General features: G+C 70.2%; 18 protein-coding genes. 7 read left to right on the top strand and 11 right to left on the bottom strand.

Going from position 1 to position 20,427, the window contains the following annotated elements:
• Positions 1-230: 230 nt before the first annotated feature.
• The 7 genes from WFH25_RS13345 to WFH25_RS13375 all read right to left on the bottom strand — a co-directional run bounded on the left by WFH25_RS13345 (position 231) and on the right by WFH25_RS13375 (position 6,601).
• Entirely contained in the window at positions 231-1,274 is a 1,044-nt protein-coding gene (locus WFH25_RS13345) for a Gfo/Idh/MocA family protein (protein ID WP_070417103.1), read from the bottom strand.
• Positions 1,275-1,344: 70 nt separating this feature from the next.
• Positions 1,345-2,271, bottom strand: coding sequence for a prenyltransferase (locus WFH25_RS13350; RefSeq protein WP_070417104.1), 927 nt, complete (start codon positions 2,269-2,271; stop codon positions 1,345-1,347).
• The gene (locus WFH25_RS13355; protein WP_336698061.1) at positions 2,268-2,648 is read right to left on the bottom strand and encodes a lycopene cyclase domain-containing protein; all 381 of its coding nucleotides are present in this window, start codon (positions 2,646-2,648) and stop codon (positions 2,268-2,270) included. Before WFH25_RS13355 ends, WFH25_RS13350 begins: the two co-directional genes overlap by 4 nt.
• Positions 2,645-2,986, bottom strand: coding sequence for a lycopene cyclase domain-containing protein (locus tag WFH25_RS13360; RefSeq protein ID WP_070417106.1), 342 nt, complete (start codon positions 2,984-2,986; stop codon positions 2,645-2,647). The genes WFH25_RS13355 and WFH25_RS13360 overlap by 4 nt, the downstream gene beginning before the upstream one ends.
• On the bottom strand, positions 2,986-4,617 hold the full coding sequence (gene crtI / locus WFH25_RS13365; protein ID WP_083295095.1) for a phytoene desaturase family protein: 1,632 nt from the start codon (positions 4,615-4,617) through the stop codon (positions 2,986-2,988). Before crtI ends, WFH25_RS13360 begins: the two co-directional genes overlap by 1 nt.
• On the bottom strand, positions 4,614-5,546 hold the full coding sequence (locus WFH25_RS13370) for a phytoene/squalene synthase family protein (RefSeq protein WP_336698063.1): 933 nt from the start codon (positions 5,544-5,546) through the stop codon (positions 4,614-4,616). Before WFH25_RS13370 ends, crtI begins: the two co-directional genes overlap by 4 nt.
• Positions 5,543-6,601 carry a polyprenyl synthetase family protein gene (locus WFH25_RS13375; protein ID WP_071303425.1) on the bottom strand — a complete coding sequence of 353 codons (1,059 nt, stop codon included), beginning with the start codon at positions 6,599-6,601 and terminating at the stop codon, positions 5,543-5,545. Before WFH25_RS13375 ends, WFH25_RS13370 begins: the two co-directional genes overlap by 4 nt.
• 21 nt (positions 6,602-6,622) lie before the next feature.
• Here WFH25_RS13375 and idi point away from each other — a divergent pair, with 21 nt between their 5' ends.
• From idi to WFH25_RS13390, 3 genes are all read left to right on the top strand, one after another.
• Positions 6,623-7,165 carry an isopentenyl-diphosphate Delta-isomerase gene (idi, locus tag WFH25_RS13380; protein WP_336698064.1) on the top strand — a complete coding sequence of 181 codons (543 nt, stop codon included), beginning with the start codon at positions 6,623-6,625 and terminating at the stop codon, positions 7,163-7,165.
• Between the two features lie 72 nt (positions 7,166-7,237).
• Positions 7,238-7,840 carry a glycerol-3-phosphate responsive antiterminator gene (locus WFH25_RS13385; RefSeq protein WP_071294384.1) on the top strand — a complete coding sequence of 201 codons (603 nt, stop codon included), beginning with the start codon at positions 7,238-7,240 and terminating at the stop codon, positions 7,838-7,840.
• 249 nt (positions 7,841-8,089) lie between these two features.
• Positions 8,090-9,139 carry a magnesium and cobalt transport protein CorA gene (locus tag WFH25_RS13390; RefSeq protein WP_070417110.1) on the top strand — a complete coding sequence of 350 codons (1,050 nt, stop codon included), beginning with the start codon at positions 8,090-8,092 and terminating at the stop codon, positions 9,137-9,139.
• 149 nt (positions 9,140-9,288) lie between these two features.
• Here the strand turns inward: WFH25_RS13390 and WFH25_RS13395 are convergent, their stop codons facing one another.
• From WFH25_RS13395 to WFH25_RS13410, 4 genes are all read right to left on the bottom strand, one after another.
• A complete protein-coding gene (locus tag WFH25_RS13395; protein WP_336698066.1) occupies positions 9,289-10,716 on the bottom strand; it encodes an FGGY-family carbohydrate kinase in 1,428 nt (475 codons plus the stop codon).
• Entirely contained in the window at positions 10,713-12,245 is a 1,533-nt protein-coding gene (locus tag WFH25_RS13400) for an FAD-binding oxidoreductase (protein ID WP_336698067.1), read from the bottom strand. The genes WFH25_RS13395 and WFH25_RS13400 overlap by 4 nt, the downstream gene beginning before the upstream one ends.
• A 97-nt stretch (positions 12,246-12,342) precedes the next feature.
• Entirely contained in the window at positions 12,343-13,119 is a 777-nt protein-coding gene (locus WFH25_RS13405; RefSeq protein WP_336698068.1) for an SDR family oxidoreductase, read from the bottom strand.
• Between the two features lie 26 nt (positions 13,120-13,145).
• A complete protein-coding gene (locus WFH25_RS13410) occupies positions 13,146-14,429 on the bottom strand; it encodes an MFS transporter (RefSeq protein WP_336698070.1) in 1,284 nt (427 codons plus the stop codon).
• Between the two features lie 309 nt (positions 14,430-14,738).
• On the opposite strand from WFH25_RS13410, the gene WFH25_RS13415 reads away from it, so the two are divergent.
• From WFH25_RS13415 to WFH25_RS13430, 4 genes are all read left to right on the top strand, one after another.
• Entirely contained in the window at positions 14,739-15,761 is a 1,023-nt protein-coding gene (locus WFH25_RS13415; RefSeq protein ID WP_070417111.1) for a LacI family DNA-binding transcriptional regulator, read from the top strand.
• Positions 15,762-16,344: 583 nt separating this feature from the next.
• Complete coding sequence (mmsA, locus tag WFH25_RS13420; protein ID WP_336698134.1) at positions 16,345-17,868, top strand: multiple monosaccharide ABC transporter ATP-binding protein; 1,524 nt, start codon at positions 16,345-16,347, stop codon at positions 17,866-17,868.
• On the top strand, positions 17,865-19,157 hold the full coding sequence (mmsB, locus tag WFH25_RS13425; protein ID WP_070417112.1) for a multiple monosaccharide ABC transporter permease: 1,293 nt from the start codon (positions 17,865-17,867) through the stop codon (positions 19,155-19,157). The genes mmsA and mmsB overlap by 4 nt, the downstream gene beginning before the upstream one ends.
• 78 nt (positions 19,158-19,235) lie before the next feature.
• Positions 19,236-20,342 (top strand): substrate-binding domain-containing protein, encoded by a 1,107-nt coding sequence (locus WFH25_RS13430; protein ID WP_070417113.1) that lies wholly within the window; start codon positions 19,236-19,238, stop codon positions 20,340-20,342.
• Positions 20,343-20,427 lie beyond the last annotated feature (85 nt).

The raw sequence follows: 20,427 nt of genomic DNA on the forward strand, positions 1-20,427 counted from the left end.
AAAGCGACAGGGTACCGCGGGAACGCGGCGGCAGACTGTCCCTTTCGCGGGGCGGGAGCGCGACCGGACGGCGGACTGGAGGCGCGGGTCGGGCCCGCACCGCGCCTCCAGTCCGTGCCGCCGGAGCGACAGACCCGTGGGCCGGCCCGTCGTCTGTGCCGCGAAAGCGACAGGGTGCCGCGGGACCGCGGCGGCAGACTGTCGCTTTCGCGAAGCCGGCCCGCCGGGCGTCAGGACGGGACGACGACGTCCTCGGGCAGGCCCGACGCCGCGGAGCGGCCCGCCGCCTCCATCAGCGCGAGGCTCCGCAGGTTGTCGCGACCGCTCGTCGCCGGCGCGGGACCACCGGACACCGAGCGCGCGAACGCCTGCAGCCCGCCCTGCCGGTCGGTGTGCGCCATCGTCGGCAGCTCGACCGCCTCGGCCTCGTCGTCCTGCGTCCGGCGGACGGTCACGCGGTCCCCGGCCACCGCGTTCGGCTCCCCCGAGCGGCTCGTGAACCACAGTTCGCCGTCCTCGCCCTGGATGCTCCACTCGCCCGCCCAGGCCGTCCGGGGGCCGCGCGAGAGCCAGCTGCCGCGGTAGCTGACCACGAGGCCGTCGTCCAGCTCGATGATCATCGAGGCGACGGCTTCGTCCTGGTACTTGCTGTACGACGGGTACGACGACTTCGCGAACACGCGGACGGCCTCGCGACCGGTGATCATCCGGAGGAGGTCGAAGTGGTGGATCGCCATGTCGTTGATCATCGCGTGCGGGAACCGGTAGTGCGGGTGCTCCTCGAACGCGAGGTCGTTGTCCCACTGCCGGAAGTCGACGTTGATCGCCGAGAGCTCGCCGACGGTGCTCGCGGCGAGCAGGTCCTGCACGACCCGGGGTGCCGGGTACCAGCGGTAGTTCTGGCTGACCTGCAGCACGAGCCCGAGCTCCTCGGCGCGACGGACCGCGGTGACGGCCTCGTCCGTGGTGTTGGCGAAGGGCTTCTCGACGAGGACGTGCTTGCCGGCCTCGAGCGCCTCGAGGGCGAGCGGCACGTGCGTCACGGCGGGGGCGGTGATCACGACGGCATCGGCTTCGACCCCGGCGAGCGCCTCGGTGAGGGACGCGAACGCCGCCGACTCCGGCAGGCCGAGGTCCGACCGCACGGCGTCCAGTGTCGCCGGGACCGGGTCGACGATCCCGACCACCTCCACTTCGGTGACCTCCGGGATGGCGGTGCGGGCCCAGTTGCCGCCCCACCCTCCGAGACCGACGTGGATGATCCGGACCGTCATGCGTGCACTCCTTCGTGGCTGGCGCCCCACGACTCCCGCGGCGCGTGCGTCCAGTCTGTCAGGGCACGGGTCAGTGCGTGAACGCGTACGCGATGAGTGCCATCGTCACGATGAACCCGGCGAGGTAGTTGATCCAGAGGAACCGCTTCCACCCGGCGTTCGCGGACTCGGCGCCCGCGTCGGTGACGTTCCACCACGGCAGCACGTTGAGGGCGTACGGCACGACGACGATCGCGGCGATCGGTCCCGGGAACGCCGAGAAGAGCAGGGCGACACCGGCCACGAGGTACGCCACGAACGCCAGGCGCACGGTGGCCCGGGCGCCGATGACGGTCGCCACGGAGCCGATCCCGCCGGCCCGGTCGGCGAGGACGTCCTGCACGGCACCGAACGCGTGCGACGCCACGCCCCACAGGAAGAACGCCACGCACACGGCGACGAGCTGGCCGGTCCAGTGCGGGCCGGCGAGCGCCAGGCCGTAGATCGCCGGCGACACGAAGTGGGTGCTCGACGTGAGCGAGTCGAGGAACGGCTTCTCCTTGAAGCGCAGCCCCGGTGCCGAGTAGGCGATGACGGCGAACACGCTGATCGCGAGGACGAGCCACGACCACGGCCCGTTGCCGGACACCGCGCCGAGCACGACGAGCGCGACCAGGAACGGCACGTTCGTGACGACGACGGCCCAGAGCGTGGTGCGGTGCACGCTCTTGTCGAGCAGGGCACCCTCGACCCCGCCCTTGCGCGGGTTCCGCAGGTCGGACTCGTAGTCGAAGACGTCGTTGATGCCGTACATCGCCAGGTTGTAGGGCACGAGGAAGTAGACGACGCCGACGAGGAACGCGACGAGCGAGAACCCGCCGCCGCCCTCGACGCCGACCCCGCTGCCGAGCAGGTACGCGGCGCCGAACGGGTAGGCGGTGTTCACCCAGCTGATCGGCCGGGACGACACGAACAGGGCGCGCAGGGTCGACGGCCTGGAGGCGGTGCTCGCGTTCATCGGGTCGGTTCCTCTTCGTGGGATGGCCGGGTGGGTCGGTCGAACAGGACCCACAGGCTGGGGAGCAGCACGATCGCGGCGATCGAGTACGCGAGGTCCTCGACCGGGATCGCCCCGATCTTCGCACCGCTGATGAGCGCCGGGTCGTACGCCACGATCCGCAGCGTCACGATGACGTTGTCGAACACGATGGTCATGACGAGCAGGGCGATGCCGGCGACGAGCCCGGTCACGAGGGCGATCCGTCGGCCGGTCGGTGCGCGGCGGCCCCGGGCACGAGCACGTCGTGCGGCGACGATCCCGGCGGCGACGGCGACCACCGCGACCGCGGCGAAGAACGGCAGCGCGAGCAGGGCGTAGGCGCCGGAGCCGGTCACGATCGGCTCCGCTCGGCCCGCCGCAGGCCCCGCGCGACGAGGGGCTGCACGAAGCCGACCAGGTTCATGGTCGTGTAGCAGAGCAGCAGGAGGAAGAAGAGCTCCTCGAGCGGGACGTCCGGCGCGAGGAGGACCCCGGTCAGCAGGTTCTGCGGCCCGATGAAGAAGATGCCGAGGGCGACCCCGAGCACGTCCCACAGCAGGAAGAACGCCACGCCGACGACCATCACGGCCGCCGCCCGCCACGGCGCCCGCCAGAAGAACAGGTGGAGCCGGGCGTCGAGGACGGTCATGCCGACGAGCGACACCAGCAGCCCGGCGAGGTAGAGCCCGGGCATCAGTCAGTGGCGCCGGGCCGCCGGAGCGGTGCCGGGAGCGGTTCGGTGCTGGTGTCCCCGTGGATGCGCTTGAGGAGCACCTCGGCGCTGATCAGGCACATCGGCAGCCCGATGCCCGGGATCGTCGAGGCACCGGCGTAGTAGAGCCCGTCGACCTTCGCCGAGGCGTTCTTCTCGCGGAAGAACGCGCTCTGCTTCAGGGTGTGCGCCGGCCCGAGCATCGAGCCGCTCCAGGCGTTGTAGTCGTCGGCGAAGTCCCGGGGACCGATCGTCCGGCGGACCCGGATCCGGTCGCGGAGGTCCGGCACGCCGGCACGCTCGGCGACGACGTCGATGGCGCGGTCGGCGATCCGCTCGACCTCGTAGTCGCCGGCACCGTCGATGCCGCCCTTGCCGATCGACAGGTCGGCGGGCAGCGGCACGAGGATGAACAGGTTGCTCGATCCCCGCGGTGCGACCGAGGCGTCGGTCTCCGAGGGAGCGCAGACGTAGATCGACGCCGGGTCGGGGACGTGCCGGTCGGCGCCGAAGATCGCGCCGAAGTTCGCCTTCCAGTCCTCGGTGAACACCAGCGTGTGGTGCAGCAGCCCCGGCACGGGCCCGTCGACGCCGAGGTAGACGAGCACCGCGCTCGGCCCCGGATCGCGCTTCGCCCAGTGTGCGGCGGGGTACGTGCGGTGCTCCGCGTCGAGCAGCTGCAGCTCGGTGTGCCGGAGGTCGGCGGCGCTCACCACGAGGTCGGCGGGCGCCGTGTGCTGCGCTCCCGCGCGGTCGCGGTGGACGACACCGGTGACGTGGCCGTCCTCGACGACGATGCGCTCGACCTTGGCGCCGGCGATGATCTTCGCGCCCTCACGGCGGGCGACGCGTTCGACGGCGGAGATGACCTCGGTGATGCCGCCCTTCGGGTAGAGCACCCCGTCGGCGAGGTCGAGGTGGCTCATGAGGTGGTACATGCTCGGCGCCGCGTACGGGCTCGTGCCGAGGAAGACCGCCGGGTAGCCGAGGACCTGCCACAGGCGGCGGTCCTTGACCGCGGACTCGGCGAAGGTCGAGAGCGGCTCGATGAGGAGGCGCGCGAGCTTCGGCAGCCGTCGGAGGACGTCGGGGGCAGCGAGCTTCGTGAGGTCCTGGAAGGTCGTGTAGAGGAACCGGCGGATCGCCATCGCGTAGGTGTCCTCGGACGAGGCCAGGTACTTCCGCATCCGTCTGCCGGCGCCCGGCTCGACGGATTCGAACAGGGCGATGTTCGCCTCCCTGTCGGCACGGAGGTCGATCGGGTCGTCGTAGCCCTCGCTGTACACGCGGTACCCGGGGTCGAGCTTCTCGAGGTCGAGCTCGGCGTCGGCCGAGGTGCCGAGCAGCTGGAAGAAGTGGTCGAACACCTCGGGCATGAGGTACCAGGACGGGCCCGTGTCGAACCGGAAGCCGTCCTGCTCCCACGACCCGGCGCGGCCGCCGAGCTGCCCGCGCTGCTCGAGCACGGTCACCGAGAAGCCGTCCCGCGCGAGCAGGGCGGCGGACGCGAGTCCGCTGATGCCGCCGCCGATGACGACGGCACGTCGGGCGGGCACCTTGCGCTTGGTCGTGGTGCCGGCGTCCTTCGGACTGGAGGCGCGGGGCGGGGTCACGCCGTGCCTCCCGTCCGGTGGCGGGTCGCGCGCGACCGCAGCGGCGCACGTCCGGCGAGCACCTGCGCGGCCAGGCGGGCCTTCACCGGGTTCGGGACGCGCACCCGGGTGGTGACCAGGCGGTCGGCGGGCGTGGCGGCGATGCGGTCGTTGAGCTCCTGGAAGAGCGCGTGCGACAGGCCGACGGCGTTCCGCGCGTCGGCCGGCAGCAGCCGGACGGTGCGGGCGGCCCGGTCGAGGTCGGACTGCACGTCGGCGACCAGCCGGTCCTTCGTCGCCTCGTCGAAGCTGCGGATGTCGACCCCCGGGAAGTAGGAGCGACCGAGCACCTCGAAGTCGGCGTGCAGGTCGCGCAGGAAGTTCACCTTCTGGAACGCAGCACCGAGCGCTCGGGCGCCGTCGACGAGCACGGTGCCGTCGAACGTCGGCCGGCCGGCGCGGTGGACGAACGCACGCAGGCACATCAGGCCCACCACCTCGGCCGAGCCGTACACGTAGCGGTCGAAGGACTCCTGGTCGTGCTCGGTCCGCTCGAGGTCCATCCGCATCGAGGCGAAGAACGGCCGCGTGAGCTCCGGGCCGAACCCGGTGACCCGAGCGGTGCGGGCGAAGGCGTGCACCACCGGGTTGACGGAGAAGCCGAGCGCGATCGCCCGCTCGGTGTCGGCCTCGAGCTCGTCGAGGACCGTCCGGGCGAGGTCGTGGTCGAGTCCGGCCTCGGTCGCGGGCCCGTCGACGACCTCGTCGGCGACCCGGACGAGGGCGTACACGTTGCGGATGTGCTCACGCGTGTCCTTCGTGAGCAGCCGACTGGCGAGCCCGAAGGACGTCGAGTACCGGTCGATGACGACGCCCGACGCGGCCTCGGCTGTGGCGTCGTAGAGCGGGAGCCGGGTCGTGGGACGCGGCTCCGTTCGGCTGTGGCTCACCGGGCGCGCTCCACGAGTTCGGTCACGAGGGCCTCCAGGCGGTCGGCGAGGTCGTACGGCAGTCCGGCGAGCTCGGCACGGGCGAGTGCGGTGTGCTCGGCGATCCGCGATTCGGCGGCGGCCCGGGCGCCGCAGGTGACAAGGGTCGCACGGAGTTCGGCCGCGCGCTCCTCGCTGAGGTCCGGGTCGCCGAGGTACGGCGCGATGTCCGGCCAGCACTCGGTCGTCGCGGCGTGGGCGATCAGCATGGTGCGCTTGCCCTCGCGCAGGTCGCCGAGGACGGTCTTGCCGGTCGTGCCCTCGTCGCCGAAGACCCCCAGCAGGTCGTCCACGATCTGGTAGGCGATCCCGATCTCGCGGCCGAAGGCACCGAGCGCCTCGACGATCGGTTCGGCGGCGCCGGCCAGCACCGCACCGGACTGCAGTGGCGCCTCGAACGAGTACACGCTCGTCTTCGCACGCTCCATCTGCAGGACCTCGTCCACCGTCGGCATCACCCCGAGGGCGAGGTCGACGTCGGTCATCTCGCCCGCGGCGCTGGCGAACACGGCCTCGTCGAGGAGCTCGAGCAGCCGGGCACGGCGGTCACCCGTGACGCCGGCCGACTCGATGAACCGGGGTGCGCCCGCGAGCGCCAGGTCGCCGGCGATGACCGCGGCGCTCATGCCGCGGTGCTCGGCGGTGGGCAGCGGCAGGCCGCCCGTCGTGCCGGTGTCGCGGAAGGACCCGGCGACGTTCGGCTGGCCGCGGCGCGACCAGTCACGGTCGATGACGTCGTCGTGCACGACGAGCGCGGTGTGCAGCAGCTCGTACGCGGCACCGACGTGTGCGGCCGCGTGCAGGTCGTCGCCGCCGAGGCCGGTGTAGGCGGTGAGGACCATGCGCGGGCGGAAGCGCTTCCCGCCCATGCTCGCCTTGCGGAGCACCCGCCAGAGTTCCCCGGACGGTCGTCCGTACCGCTCGGCGCGCGCCGACGACACGGCGAAGAAGCGCTCGAGGCAGTCGTCGACGAGCGCGAGGTCGATGTGCGCCACGGTGGCCGCTTCCTCGCTCATTGGCCTAACCTATCGATGCAGATGACGACTTTCCCTGAATCCGTGGTGCTCCTGGCCGATGACCGTACCCCGATCGGTACGGCGGACAAGTTCACGGTGCACACCGACCACACGCCCCTCCACCTGGCCTTCTCGTGCCACGTGCGGAACACCGACGGCGACGTCCTGGTGACCCGTCGTGCGCTGTCCAAGAAGACGTGGCCCGGGGTGTGGACGAACACGTTCTGCGGCCACCCCGGCCCCGACGAGTCGTTCGAGGACGCGATCGCCCGACGGGCCTCACGTGAACTCGGCATCACCGTCCGCGACGTCGAGCTCGTGCTGCCGGACTTCCAGTACCGCGCCGTCGACGCCTCCGGGATCGTCGAGAACGAGGTCTGCCCGGTCTTCCGCGCGGTCACCGACGACGTCCCGGCTCCGGCCGACGACGAGGTCGCCGAGTACGCCTGGGTCTCCGAGGCCGCGCTGCGGGAGTCGGTCGCCGGTGCGCCGTTCGCGTGGAGCCCGTGGCTCGGGTGGCAGCTCACCGAGCTCGCGACGGCCGGTCTGCACATCACCCGCTGACCCGCGCGCGCCCGCCCGGACCCGCGCGCGCCCGCCCGCGATTGTCAGGGCGCGTCATCGACAATGGTCGGTATGACCACGACGGAACGCGATGTCGCACCGCGGGCCGGAGCCGACGCCGTGCTCGACGCACTCCGCGACGACCCGGTGATCGCCAGCGTCAAGGACGCCTCCGCGCTCGACGAGGTGCTGGCCTCCGACCGGGGCGTCGTCTTCGTGCTCTACGGCAGCGTCCTCGACGTCGCGGACATCGTCGCCCGGGCGAAGGACGCCGGCAAGACCGTGCTCGTGGACGTCGACCTGCTCGACGGCTTCGCTGCCCGGGACGTCGTCGTGACGTGGATCGCCGAGCACACCCGAGCGGACGGCGTGCTCTCCACCAAGTCGAACCTCGTCCGGGCCGCCAAGCGCGCCGGGCTCGTCGCCGTGCAGCGCTTCTTCCTCGTCGACTCGTTCTCGTACCACCAGCTCCCCCGCGTGGTCGAGCAGGCCGGACCCGACGCGATCGAGATCCTGCCGGGGTGCATGCCGCGCGTGATCACCTGGCTCCGGGACGACACCGCCGTGCCGGTCATCGCCGGCGGCCTGGTGTGCGACAAGGCCGACGTGATGGCCGCCCTCGGTGCCGGAGCGGTCGCGGTCGCGTCGTCGAACCGCGACGTCTGGGGCATGTGAGCGTTCGTTCACTTGGCTCCGCCGACCCGACGGAGTAGGGTCGGGCGTCGGTCACGGGTGTGGCCACGAGGCTGCGCACCGCGGCCGACGGACCAGCAGAAGGGCAGGTGAGGCGCGATGTCGGGTGACCATCCTCGATCGGGCCGGCCGCCCCTGACGGTCGTCGCCGTGCCCGTTCGCTGAGCAACCCCTGCCCCGGACCACTCCGGGGTCACTTCGCGCCTGCCTGCTCCCGAGAGGAGCACGCACATGGCACTGATCGACAACGCGATCTACGTCGAGGGACGTCGCGTCGGGTCACCGTCGACCCTGTCGCTCGCCACCGGGGGCGACCTCGCCTGGATCGGGCTCTTCCGCCCCGACGACACCGAGCTCGAGGCCGTCGCGACCGAGTTCGACCTGCACGAGAACGCGGTGGAGGACGCCCGCAAGGGACACCAGCGCGCGAAGCTCGAGCGGTACGGCGACACACTCTTCCTGGTGCTCCGACCCGCGTGGTTCGACACCACTGCCGAGACCGTCGAGTTCGGTGAGGTGCACCTGTTCGTCGGCGACCGGTTCGTGGTGAGCGTCCGGCACGCCGAGCGTCCCGACCTGGCGGCGCTCCGTGCCCGGGTCGAGGCCGACCCGGAGTTCCTCGCCCGGGGCTCCGAGGCCGTCACCGCCGCCGTGCTCGACGAGGTCGTCGACGGCTACGCCCCCGTGGTCGAGATCCTGCAGGACCACGTCGACGCCATCGAGGACCAGCTGTTCGCCGGGCAGGTCGACCCCGGTGTCTCGAAGCGGATCTACCAGCTCCTCAGCGAGGTCCTGGCCTTCCAGCGCGCCACGAAGCCGGTGCCCGCGATGGTGAAGGGGCTGCTCCGCGGCGCCGACAAGTACGGCGTCGACGACGAGGTCCAGCACCGCCTGCGGAACGTGCTCGACCACGCACTTCGGGTCACCGAGCGGGTGGACTCCTTCCGGGCCCTGCTCGAGAACGCCCTGACGCTGCACGCGACCCTGGTGTCGCAGGAGCAGAACGAGGCGATGCGCCGCATGACGAGCGCCAGCCTCGCGCAGGGCGAGGAGAGCCGGCAGCTCGCACGCGCCGCGCACCGGCAGGGCGAGGAGGTCAAGAAGATCTCCTCGTGGGCGGCGATCCTCTTCGCCCCGGGACTCATCGCGGGGGTCTACGGGATGAACTTCGACCACATGCCCGAGCTCCACTGGCGGTACGGCTACCCGGTCGCGATCCTCGGGATGCTCGCCCTGATGGGCGTGCTCTGGGCGATCTTCCGCAAGCGCAACTGGCTCTAGACGGTCGCAGCGACGGACGGGAGGCGGCGGGGGCGCGGGGCCCCCCCCCCCCCCCCTCGCGGCGGGGCGGGGGCGCGGGCGGGGGGGGGGCGGGGGCCCCCCCCCCCCCCCCCCCCCCTCCCGTCCTCCGAGCGGTCGCGTCGCACCCGTCAGCCGACGATGGCCGCCGTCCGCCGGTAGACCTCGTCGGTGTGCGCCGTCACGTCCGCGTGTACGGCACGCAGCGCGTCGTACACCGCCGCGGTCGACGGGTCCGGCGTGAAGCGGTCCCGCTCGACGACCATCGCCGCGGCGGCCGCCTCGAACGACGGGTGCACCCCGGTCGCGACCGCCGCGCAGATCGCCGCCCCGCGCCCCGCAGCGCTGTCGCCCACCACGCGGATGGTCGGCGCCTGGAACACGTCCGACATGATCTGCATCATCAGGTCGGACGACGAGCCACCGCCGGAGACGACCACCCGGCGGTACGCCGTCCCGAGCTCGGCGGCCATGGCATCCCCGCGGTCGCGCATCGTCATCGCGATGCCCTCGAGGATCGACCGGTACACGTGCGCCCGGCCCTGCCGTCCGTCGAACCCGAGGATCGAGCCCTTCCGGAACGTCGCCTCGGCCGGCGCGAGCCAGTCGAGGACGGTCAGCAGCCCGTCCGATCCCGCGGGGACGTCGGCGGCCTCGCGGCCCAGTCGGTCCTCGGCGCGCTCGCCCGCCGCGTCGGCCGCTGCCGCGAAGTCCGGCCCGAGCAGGTCGCGGAACCAGCTCACGGTCCACATGCCGCGACGGATGCCGCCGGACTCGTAGAGGTAGCGGCCCGGCTCCGAGCCGAAGTTCGTCCAGAAGTCCGTCGCCCCGTCGATGTTCCGCTCGCCGACCGACATGCCCGCGATGTAGGTGCCGAGCGACACGAGGAGCGTCGTCGGGTCGAGGAGCCCGCAGCCGAGGGCCTCCACGGCCTTGTCGTTGGCCGTCGCGACCACCGGCAGGCCGACCGGGAGGCCCGTGGCCGCCGCGGCCTCGGCCGTGACGGTGCCGAGGACCTCGCCCGGCGCGACGAGCTCGAACAGCTGGTCCGGTCGCATGCCGGTCGCGGCATACGCCGCTTCGTCCTCGCTCCACCGCCAGGTGTCGGTGTCGATCGGCCAGACGCCCTGGTAGTTCGCCGCGGTGTCCCGGAAGGCGCCGGTGAGCCGGTGCGTGACGTACCCGGAGGACGTCGTGACGTACGCCACGTCGTCCTGCTCGGCGACGAAGGGAGCGCCGACGCGGGCGTCCATCCAGCTCAGGACCGGCTGGGCGAGTGACCCGTCGGCGCGGAGCACCGCCCGGCAGAACCGGATCGTGCAGAGACCGACGCCGACGATCTCGGACGGGTCGCCCGGGAACGCCTCCATCGCGATCCGGCACGCCGCCGCGATCGAGTCCCAGAGGTCGTCGTCCGGGTGCTCGACCACTCCCCGTGCCGGCGTGTGGTTCGGCCGCAGCGGCACACGCCCCTCGGCGACGACCCCGCCCCGCTCGTCGAAGACCGTGACCTTCGACGACTGCGAGCCGTTGTCGATGCCGACGAGGTACCTGGTCATGCGCCGGTGCGCCCGCTCGTCGCGCGACCGAACGTCGTGTCGGGGTCGGCCGCGGCCGGCTGGATCGCGCCCGGCTCCGGGAAGATCGTGCCCTTGTTCATGATGCCCTTCGGGTCGAACTGCGCCTTGAGTCCCTGCATGATCGCGAACGCCGAGCCGTGCTCCTCCTCGACCCAGGGGGTGCGGTACTTGCCGACACCGTGGTGGTGGACCATCGAGCCACCGTGGCGCAGCGCCTCCTCGACGATGATCGCGTTGAGGGGGATGTGGTACTTCTCGATCTCCTCCTCCGGCGAGCAGTCGATGCGGTAGTCGTACACGAAGTACATGTTCGTGCCGGTCTGGTAGCTGTGCGACGAGTGGCCGCCGAGCATCGTCAGGTCACCGGCGTACGGGTACTCCTCGCGGATGCGGCGCATCACCGCGTCGTACACGTCGCCGACGGCCGACCAGTCCGCCGAGACCTCGGTCGTGTAGCCGAGCTGCCCGTCGCGCAGCATGACGGCCTTCTCGGCGTCGATCTTGTCCTGGCCCCAGTTGAGGTTGTCGAACCACGCCTCGATGAGCGCGGGGTCGACCCGCTCGTGCGGGTGCTGGGCGAGGACGCGCTGGATCTCCTCCGAGGTCGCACGGACGATGCCGGCGGGCCCCTCGGCGACGAAGACCACGACGCACTTGTCCTTCGAGAAGTGCGAGAAGTGCTGGTTGGCGTCCTCCGGTGAGTACAGGCGCACGACCGAGGGGTGGAAGCCGTTCGTGATGACCTCGCGCAGGATCGCGATGCCCGTCCGCATGTCGTCGACGAGCGCACCGTGGAACTCGTTGTTCTCCGGCTGGTACCTGAAGAGCTTGACCGTGACCTCGGTGATGACGCAGAGGGCACCCTCGTTGCCGATGACCACGTGGCGGATGTCCGGGCCGGCCGAGCGGCGCGGGACGGCCTTGATGCGACGGACCTTCCCGCCGGGGAACACGGCCTCGAGCCCGACGACCATGTCCTCGATCGCGCCGTACAGGGTGGAGAACTGCCCGATCGAGCGGGTCGCGACGAGGCCGCCGTACTGGGCGAGCGGCTTCGACTGCGGCGAGTGGCCGGTGGTGAGGCCCTGCAGGCGGAGCTCGTCCTCGAGGCGCTGGAGCGGCACACCGGCCTGCACCGTGACCTGCATGTTCTCCGGGTCGATCTTCAGGACGGCGTCCATCCGCGAGCAGTCGAGCACGATCGTGTCGACGACGCTCGTCTCGAGGCCGCCCTCGGTGCCGGTGCGACCGGTGCGCGGGACGATGTTGACGAGGTTGTCGTCCGCGAACGCCAGGATCGCGGCGACGTCCTCGGTGGACTCGGCGTTGACGATCGCGACGGGGGTCGGGGCGTCGTGGATGCCGTGCACGGACTGGTACTTCTTGAACCGGTCGACGCTGGCGTCCTTGAGGTGCTGCTCGTCCGTGTCGATCTGTTCGGGGCGGACGATGCCGGCGAGACGCTGCAGGATCTCGGCCCGGTCGAGGGTGGCGATCGAGTCGATCATGGTGGTGAGCCCTTCGTTGGTGTGTTTCGTTGCTCTGGTCTGGTGGTCTGTGCCCAGGAGGCGCGCGGCGGCGCCGTCACGCGCCTCCTGTCCGTCGTCAGCGGACGAGGTACCCGCCGTCGACGGTGAGGGTGTGGCCGTTCACGTAGTCGGATGCGCGCGAGGCGAGGAAGACCGTCGCGCCCATGAGGTCGGCGACGTCGCCCCAGCGCCCGGCCGGGATGTGGTCGAGCACGCGCTGGTTCGTCTCCGGGTCCGACCGGGTCTGCTCGGTGATCTTCGTGGCGAAGTACCCGGGCGCGATCGCGTTCACCTGCACGTTGTGCTGCGCCAGCTCGTCGCAGTACGCCTTCGTGAAGCCGACGATCCCGTGCTTGGTCGCGGCGTACGCGGGCGACCACTGCCCACCGAGGAACGCGAACAGCGACGCGATGTTGATGATCTTGCCCGAGCCCTGCGCGACGAAGTGCTTCGCGACGGCGTGCCCGAGGGCGAACGGCGCGGTGAGGTTCACGGCGATCATCGGGTCCCACTTCGCGCGGTCGAACGCCTCGACGTCGTCGAGCAGGCAGATGCCCGCCGAGTTGACGAGCACGTCGACCCCGCCGAGCCGCTCCGTGCACGCGTCGACGATGCGCGTCGGGGCGTCGGCGGCGGTGAGGTCGACCTCGAGGAACTCGTACCGACGTCCCTCGCCCTCGACGAGCGCCCGGGTGGTGCCGTCGTCGTCGACCACGCTCGGCACGAACACGTCGGCGCCGGCCGTGGCGAGGGCGAGCGAGAACGCCTGGCCGAGGCCCGAGTTGCCGCCGGTGACGATCGCTCGGTTGCCGGCGAGCGAGAACAGGTCCATCGAGAAGTCGCGGATGTCCATGGGGTGAGGGGTCCTTTCGAGGTGGGTCAGGCGGCGACGACGACGTCGGGTGCCGGGCGGTTCCGCAGTTCGCGTGCACGGACGCGCATGGTCAGGGTGGTGAGCAGGAAGCCGAGGACGGCGGCAGCGAGGAGGACGGCGAACATCGTCGTGTAGCCGCCGCCCTGCGAGGGCACGCCGTTCGCCGGGTCGCCGACCCACCACGCGCCGAGGGCGGGGAGGAAGGCGTCCGGCAGGTAGGCGATGCCCGAGGCGAGCCCGATCACACCGCCGCGCTGAGCGAGCGGGACCTCGACCTCGCCGACCTGCGCCCAGTAGATGCCGCGCGAGGTGAACACCGCGAGGCACATCACGATCATGAGCACGACGGCGATCCACACGAGGGCGGGGTCGTGCGGCAGGAGCAGGAAGCCCACGGCGCTGATCGCCGCGACGACGAACGCCCACCGGAGGAACGCCGGCGACGACTTCGTCCACCGGTCGACGAGCACGCCGCCGACCGGGCCGCCGACGATCTGGAACACGTACGTGCGGACGACGCCGATCGCCCCGAGGAGCACGACGGGCACCGCGAAGCCGTCCTGCAGCAGCGGCGTGAGGTAGCCGAGCAGCGTGTAGAAGCAGTACATCGCCATGATCGAGAAGCCGATCAGCCAGGTGTACTTGTTGCGGGCGGCGGCCCCGAGCTCCCGGAGCGACACGGCCTGGCGTCCGACCTGGCCGAGGGCGTCCCGGTCGGTGCGGACGACGACCAGGACGAGCACGGCGAACACGAGGCAGAGCACGCCGTAGATGCGCATCACCCAGAGGACCCCGCCCGTCTCGGCGATCGCGGCGGCGACGATGGCGGCGCCGACGAAGCCCACGACGGTCGACGTGATGCCGCGGACGCCCTCGAGCCAGCCGAAGAGCTTGCCCTGCTCGTCGGCGGTCCCGAGCATCGAGACGAGCTTCACGAGCGACGACCAGTACAGCCCCATGCCGAGGACGGCCATGAGCACGTGGGCGACCACGATGCCGGTCTCACCGGGCACCGTCGACAGCCAGAGGTCGACGATCCCCATCCCCGCGAGCGCGATCACGATGAGCGCCTTCGGCGAGAAACGGTCGGCGAACCAGCCGCCGCAGAAGTACATGAGCACGGCGACGGCGCCGAAGACCGACGTGATCTCGCCGTAGCGCTGGATGGTGAGGTCGAGCGCGTGCGCGGTGTCCGCGAGGAACACGAACCGGATGTACGCGACCTGGAAGATCACGCCGCCGGTCATCGACAGGACGATGAAGCTCGTCAGTCTGCGGGCCTTGGTCAAGACCACTCCTTCGTGGTGGATGGGGTTCGGTGGACGCAAAAAAGAGAACAGCGACACCCCAGCGCTGGTGCGCTGCGGGTGTCGCTGTTCTCTGAGGTCTGGAGCGACTGCCGTCCTCGGGCGGACGGCCGATCTGCAGTTGTGCGTTCCGGTACGGGCGATATGCCGGATACGACGTGAACCGTAGCCCATCGGATCGGGAAACGACAACTCAGGTGGCGTGGATGCCGGAGGCGTGCATAATGATCTGGCTCGGAATGTGAACGTGCACATGGGCGTGCCACGGCCCCGGGCAGGAAACGAGTAGCAATGGCGTCGACGCGGGCACAGCAACCGCGGTCGCCCAGCATCCGCGACGTCGCGCGGGTTGCCGGTGTGTCCCACCAGACGGTGTCTCGGGTGCTCAACAACTCGGACGCGATCCGGGCCGAGACCCGCGACCGTGTCCTCGCGGCGATGGAGCAGCTGCAGTACCGGCCGAACCGTGCCGCACGGGCGCTGGTCACCAGCCGGACCCGGACGATCGGTGTGCTCACGGCGCAGCGCTCGCACTACGGGCCGGCCGTGACGATGCAGGCGATCGAGGACGCCGCGGTCAGCCGCGGGTACTCCGTGACGACGGCGAACATCGCCGAGCCGACCGACACCGCCGTCCGCGACGGCCTCGGGCACCTGCTCGACCAGGACGTCGAGGGGATCGTGGTCATCGCGCCGCAGCAGCGGGTGTTCGACCTCATCGAGGAGCTCGGGATCCGGACGCCGTACGTCACGATGCGCTCGAGCGTCGGCGAGGACCCGACCGCGCTCTGGGTCGACCAGATGGAGGGCGCCCGGCTCGCGACGGCGCACCTGCTCGACCTCGGGCACGAGTACGTCCGGCACATCGCCGGACCCCAGGACTGGATCGAGGCGGACGCCCGGATGCAGGGCTTCCTGCGCGAGATGTCCGACCGCGACATGCCCGTCGTCCCGCCGATCCTGGGCGACTGGTCCGCCGACTTCGGGTACCACGCCGGCCGCGAGCTCCTGCGCTGGCGGGACTGCACCGCGATCTTCTGCTCGAACGACGCGATGGCGCTCGGGGTGGTGCACGCCGCGCGCTCGTACGGCCTCGACGTCCCCGGGGACCTGTCGGTGGTCGGTTACGACGACATCCCCGAGGCGAAGCACTTCTGGCCGCCGCTCACGACCGTGCAAGTGGACTTCGCCGAACTCGGCCGACGGTGCGTGGACCTGCTCCTGCCCGGCGACGACGACGCCGTCCTCCGGCCGATCGACATCGTGCCCCAGCTCGTGGTGCGCGGCTCCACGGGCGCCCCGCGCAAGCGCTGAGCGCGGCGCGGGCGCGCGCCGCGCCGCGGCGCGCTTCGTGAGCAGAAATGGTCGGGTCCGGGAACGCGACCCGACCATTTCTGCTCACGAAGCGGGGCGGGCGCGCCCGTGCGGGGCGGGCGCGGCCCCGCGGGGCGGGCGCGGCCCTGCGGGGCGGGCGCGCCCCTGCGCGGTGGGCGCGCGCGTGCGCGGACGGGAGGCGCGGGGCGGCGCCGACCCGCGCCTCCAGGCCGTCATCGACCCACCCGGGTACCCCAACGCGGGGGACGTGCGGTGCCCGGTTCCGCCAGATCACGCGGCCCGTTACACAAACGCGACCAAACCGAATTGACAGGCGCGCCGATCGCGTGCGTAGTATTACCTCCGTTCCGCCGATGTGAACGGTCACATGACCGTCACGACGCGGGACTCCGGACGCGACAACGAAGTCCACACAGGCCTCCTGTGCCCTTCGTCGCCGCTCGCAGAACCACCCGAAGGACTGCCGCATCGCAGCGGCAGAAGGAGATGCACCGTGGCGTCAACCCCGATCGACACCGGCCTCGAGACCCGGTCGATCACCGCACCCGAGACGATCCTCGAGATGCGCTCGATCACCAAGGAATTCCCTGGTGTGAAGGCGCTGTCCGACGTCTCGCTCAGCGTCCGTGCCGGCGAGATCCACGCGATCTGCGGCGAGAACGGCGCCGGCAAGTCGACCCTCATGAAGGTCCTGTCCGGCGTCTACCCGTACGGCACCTACGACGGCGAGATCGTCTTCGAGGGCGAAGAGGTCCGGTTCAAGGACATCAAGCAGTCCGAGCAGTCCGGCATCGTGATCATCCACCAGGAGCTCGCGCTGATCCCGGAGCTCTCGATCACCGAGAACCTGTTCCTCGGCAACGAGCCGGGCAAGTTCGGCGTCATCGACTGGACGAGCGCCCAGCTCCGTGCACAGGACCTGCTCGCCCGCGTCGGCCTCGCCGACGACCCGGACACGCAGATCAAGAACATCGGCGTCGGCAAGCAGCAGCTCGTCGAGATCGCCAAGGCCCTGCACAAGGACGTCAAGCTCCTCATCCTCGACGAGCCGACCGCGGCGCTCAACGAGAACGACTCGCAGCACCTCCTCGACCTCATCGTCGGGCTGAAGGCCAAGGGCATCTCGAGCATCATCATCAGCCACAAGCTGAACGAGATCGAGCAGATCGCCGACGAGATCACGATCATCCGCGACGGCAAGACCATCGAGACGCTGAACGTCAAGGGCGACGGCGTCAACGAGGACCGCATCATCCGCGGCATGGTCGGCCGCTCGCTCGAGAGCCGCTTCCCGGACCGCACCCCGAAGATCGGCGAGACGTTCTTCGAGGTCCGCGACTGGACCGTCCAGCACCCGCTCGACTCCTCGCGCCTGGTCTGCAAGGGCTTGAACTTCCACGTGAAGCGCGGCGAGATCGTCGGCTTCGCGGGTCTGATGGGCGCCGGCCGCACCGAGCTCGCGATGAGCATCTTCGGCCGCTCCTACGGCACGTGGCTCGGCGGGCAGATCATCAAGGACGGCGAGGAGATCAAGGTCACCAACGTCCAGCAGGCGATCGAGCACGGCATCGGCTACGTCTCCGAGGACCGCAAGGCGCTCGGCCTCAACCTGCTCGACACGGTCAAGCGATCCACCGTCGCGGCCGACCTGCAGAAGATCTCGAAGGCCGGCGTCGTGGACTCCCTCGAGGAGTACAACGTCGCCGAGAAGTACCGGAAGCTGCTCCGCACGAAGGTGCCGACCGTCGAGGAGAACGTCGGCAAGCTCTCCGGCGGCAACCAGCAGAAGGTCGTCCTGTCGAAGTGGATGTTCACCGACCCGGACATCCTCATCCTCGACGAACCGACCCGCGGCATCGACGTGGGCGCCAAGTTCGAGATCTACGGCATCATCCAGCAGCTCGCAGCCGAGGGGAAGGGCATCATTCTCATCTCCTCCGAGCTCCCCGAACTCCTCGGCCTCTCCGACCGGATCTACACGATCTTCGAGGGCCAGATCACGGCCGACATCCCCTCGGAACAGGCCGATCCAGAAACGCTCATGCGCAGCATGACCTCCGCGCGGAAGGGCGCTCTCGTCTCATGAAGAACCTGAAACTGCTGTTCGGCAAGGGCAACAGCATCGGCCAGTACGGCATGATCATCGCGTTGATCGCGATCGTGATCTTCTTCTCGATCACGACCAAGGGCCTGATCCTCGAGCCGACGAACGTCATCAACCTGTTCCTGCAGTACTCGTACATCCTCATCCTCGCGCTGGGGATGGTGATGGTGATCATCGCCGGCCACATCGACCTGTCGGTCGGTTCGGTCGCGGCGTTCGTCGGCATCATCGTCGCGCAGTCGATGTCCGTGTGGCACTGGCCGGCATGGGCCGCGATCATCCTCGGCCTGGCCGTCGGCGCCCTCGTCGGTGCCTGGCAGGGCTTCTGGGTGGCGTTCGTCCGGGTCCCCGCGTTCATCGTGACGCTCGCCGGTCAGCTCATCTTCCGCGGTGCGAACCAGATCATCGGCCAGTCGACCTCGGTGCCGACCCCGGACTCGTACAACGCCATCGGCGCCGGCTACCTCGGTGACTTCGGCCCGGACTTCGGGTACTCGAACGGCACGCTGCTCATCGGTCTGGCCACGATCATCGCCCTGATCGTCATCGAGGCCCGCGGCCGCTCCCGCCGCAAGAAGATGCAGGCCGAGGTCCCGCCGCTGTGGGTGTCGATCGTCCGCACGGGCGTCCTCGTCGCCGTCACGCTCGTCGCGACCTACCTGTTCGGCGCCGGCCCCGTCGGTACCTCGATCCCGATCGTCGCGATCATCCTCGGTGTCCTCACGATCATCTACGGCTTCATCACGAAGAACACGATCTTCGGTCGCCAGGTCTACGCGGTCGGCGGAAACGCGAGCGCCGCGGTGCTCTCCGGTGTCAGCGCCCGCAAGGTCAACTTCTTCGTCATGGCGAACATGTCCGTGCTCGCCGCGGTCGCCGGCATGGTGTTCGTCGGCTACTCGAACGCCTCGGGTCCGGCTGACGGCACCGGCTGGGAGCTCGACGCGATCGCCGCCGTGTTCGTCGGTGGCGCCGCGGTCGCGGGTGGCATCGGCACGATCTCCGGGTCGATCATCGGTGGCCTCGTGATGGCGCTCCTGTCGAACGGCCTCCAGCTCATGGGCATCGAGTCGAACAAGGTGCAGATCATCCGTGGTCTCGTCCTCCTCGTCGCGGTCGCCTTCGACGTCTACTCGAAGTCCCAGGGCCGCCCGTCGCTCATCGGCGGCATGATGCGGCAGTTCCAGAAGAAGGACACCGAGCAGAACACGGTGGCAGCCCAGCAGCCGCAGTCCATCCAGGACCAGCCGGACAAGGTCAACACCCAGTAAAGACGTGGCGCCCCGGGCTCCCGGGGCGCTCGAACCCCTCACCACAGCACCACCCCTCAACGAAGAGAAAGCACTCACATGCGCAAGAAGCTCATCGCCGGCATCGGCCTGGCGCTCGTCGCGGGCCTCGCCCTCAGCGGCTGCTCGGCTCGCGGCACCTCCGGCTCGGACTCGGGCTCGAGCACCGAGATCAAGAAGGGCGACCTCATCGGTGTCGCGCTGCCGGCCAAGACCTCGCAGAACTGGGTGCTCGCGGGCGCCGCGTTCGAGAAGTCGATCGAGGACGCCGGCTTCAAGGCCGACATCCAGTACGCCAACGCCGGCAACCCCGTCCCGGACCAGCAGTCGCAGATCTCGGGCATGGTCACCAAGGGTGCCAAGGTCGTCATCATCGGTGCCGCCGACGGTTCGCAGCTCGGCTCGCAGGTCAAGGCCGCCAAGGCGAAGGGCGTCACCGTCATCGCCTGGGACCGCAACATCCTGAACACCAAGAACGTCGACTACTACGTGGCGTTCAACAACTACAAGGTCGGCCAGCTGCAGGCGCAGGCACTCCTCGACGGCCTCAAGGCCGAGAAGGGTGACGGCCCCTACAACATCGAGCTCTTCGCCGGTTCGGCGGACGACGCGAACGCCACCGTGTTCTTCAACGGTGCGATGAACGTGCTCGAGCCGAAGATCAAGGACGGCACCGTCAAGGTCACGTCCGGCCAGGAGACCTTCCAGAAGGTCCAGACCAAGGGCTGGCTCGCGCAGAACGCCCAGTCCCGCATGACGGACCTCCTGTCGCAGTACTACTCGGGTGACACCAAGCTCGACGGCGTCCTGTCGCCGAACGACACCCTCGCCCGTGCGATCCTGACCGCGACGAAGGCCGCCGGCAAGCCGAACCCGGTCGTCACCGGCCAGGACTCGGAGACCGCGTCGATCCCGCTCATCATGCAGGGCACGCAGTACTCGACGATCTACAAGAACACCACCGAAGAGGCCCAGGCCGCCATCGACCTGGTGTCCGACCTCTCGAAGGGCAACAAGCCCGACACCAAGATCGACAAGACGAACAACTACAACGGCGTCAAGACGGTCCCGGCGATCGAGCTCACCCCGGTCCTCGTGACCAAGGAGAACGCGGTCGAGGCCTACAAGGGCAACGACACCCTCGAGGCACTCGCCAAGAAGGGCTGATCTCCCCGATCACACGACGACGGCCCCGTCTCGCTCCGGCGAGACGGGGCCGTCCCGCGTTCGCGGCGAGGGCACGGTCGGACGG

The organism is Curtobacterium sp. USHLN213, assembly GCF_037144815.1.
Lineage (GTDB): Bacteria > Actinomycetota > Actinomycetes > Actinomycetales > Microbacteriaceae > Curtobacterium.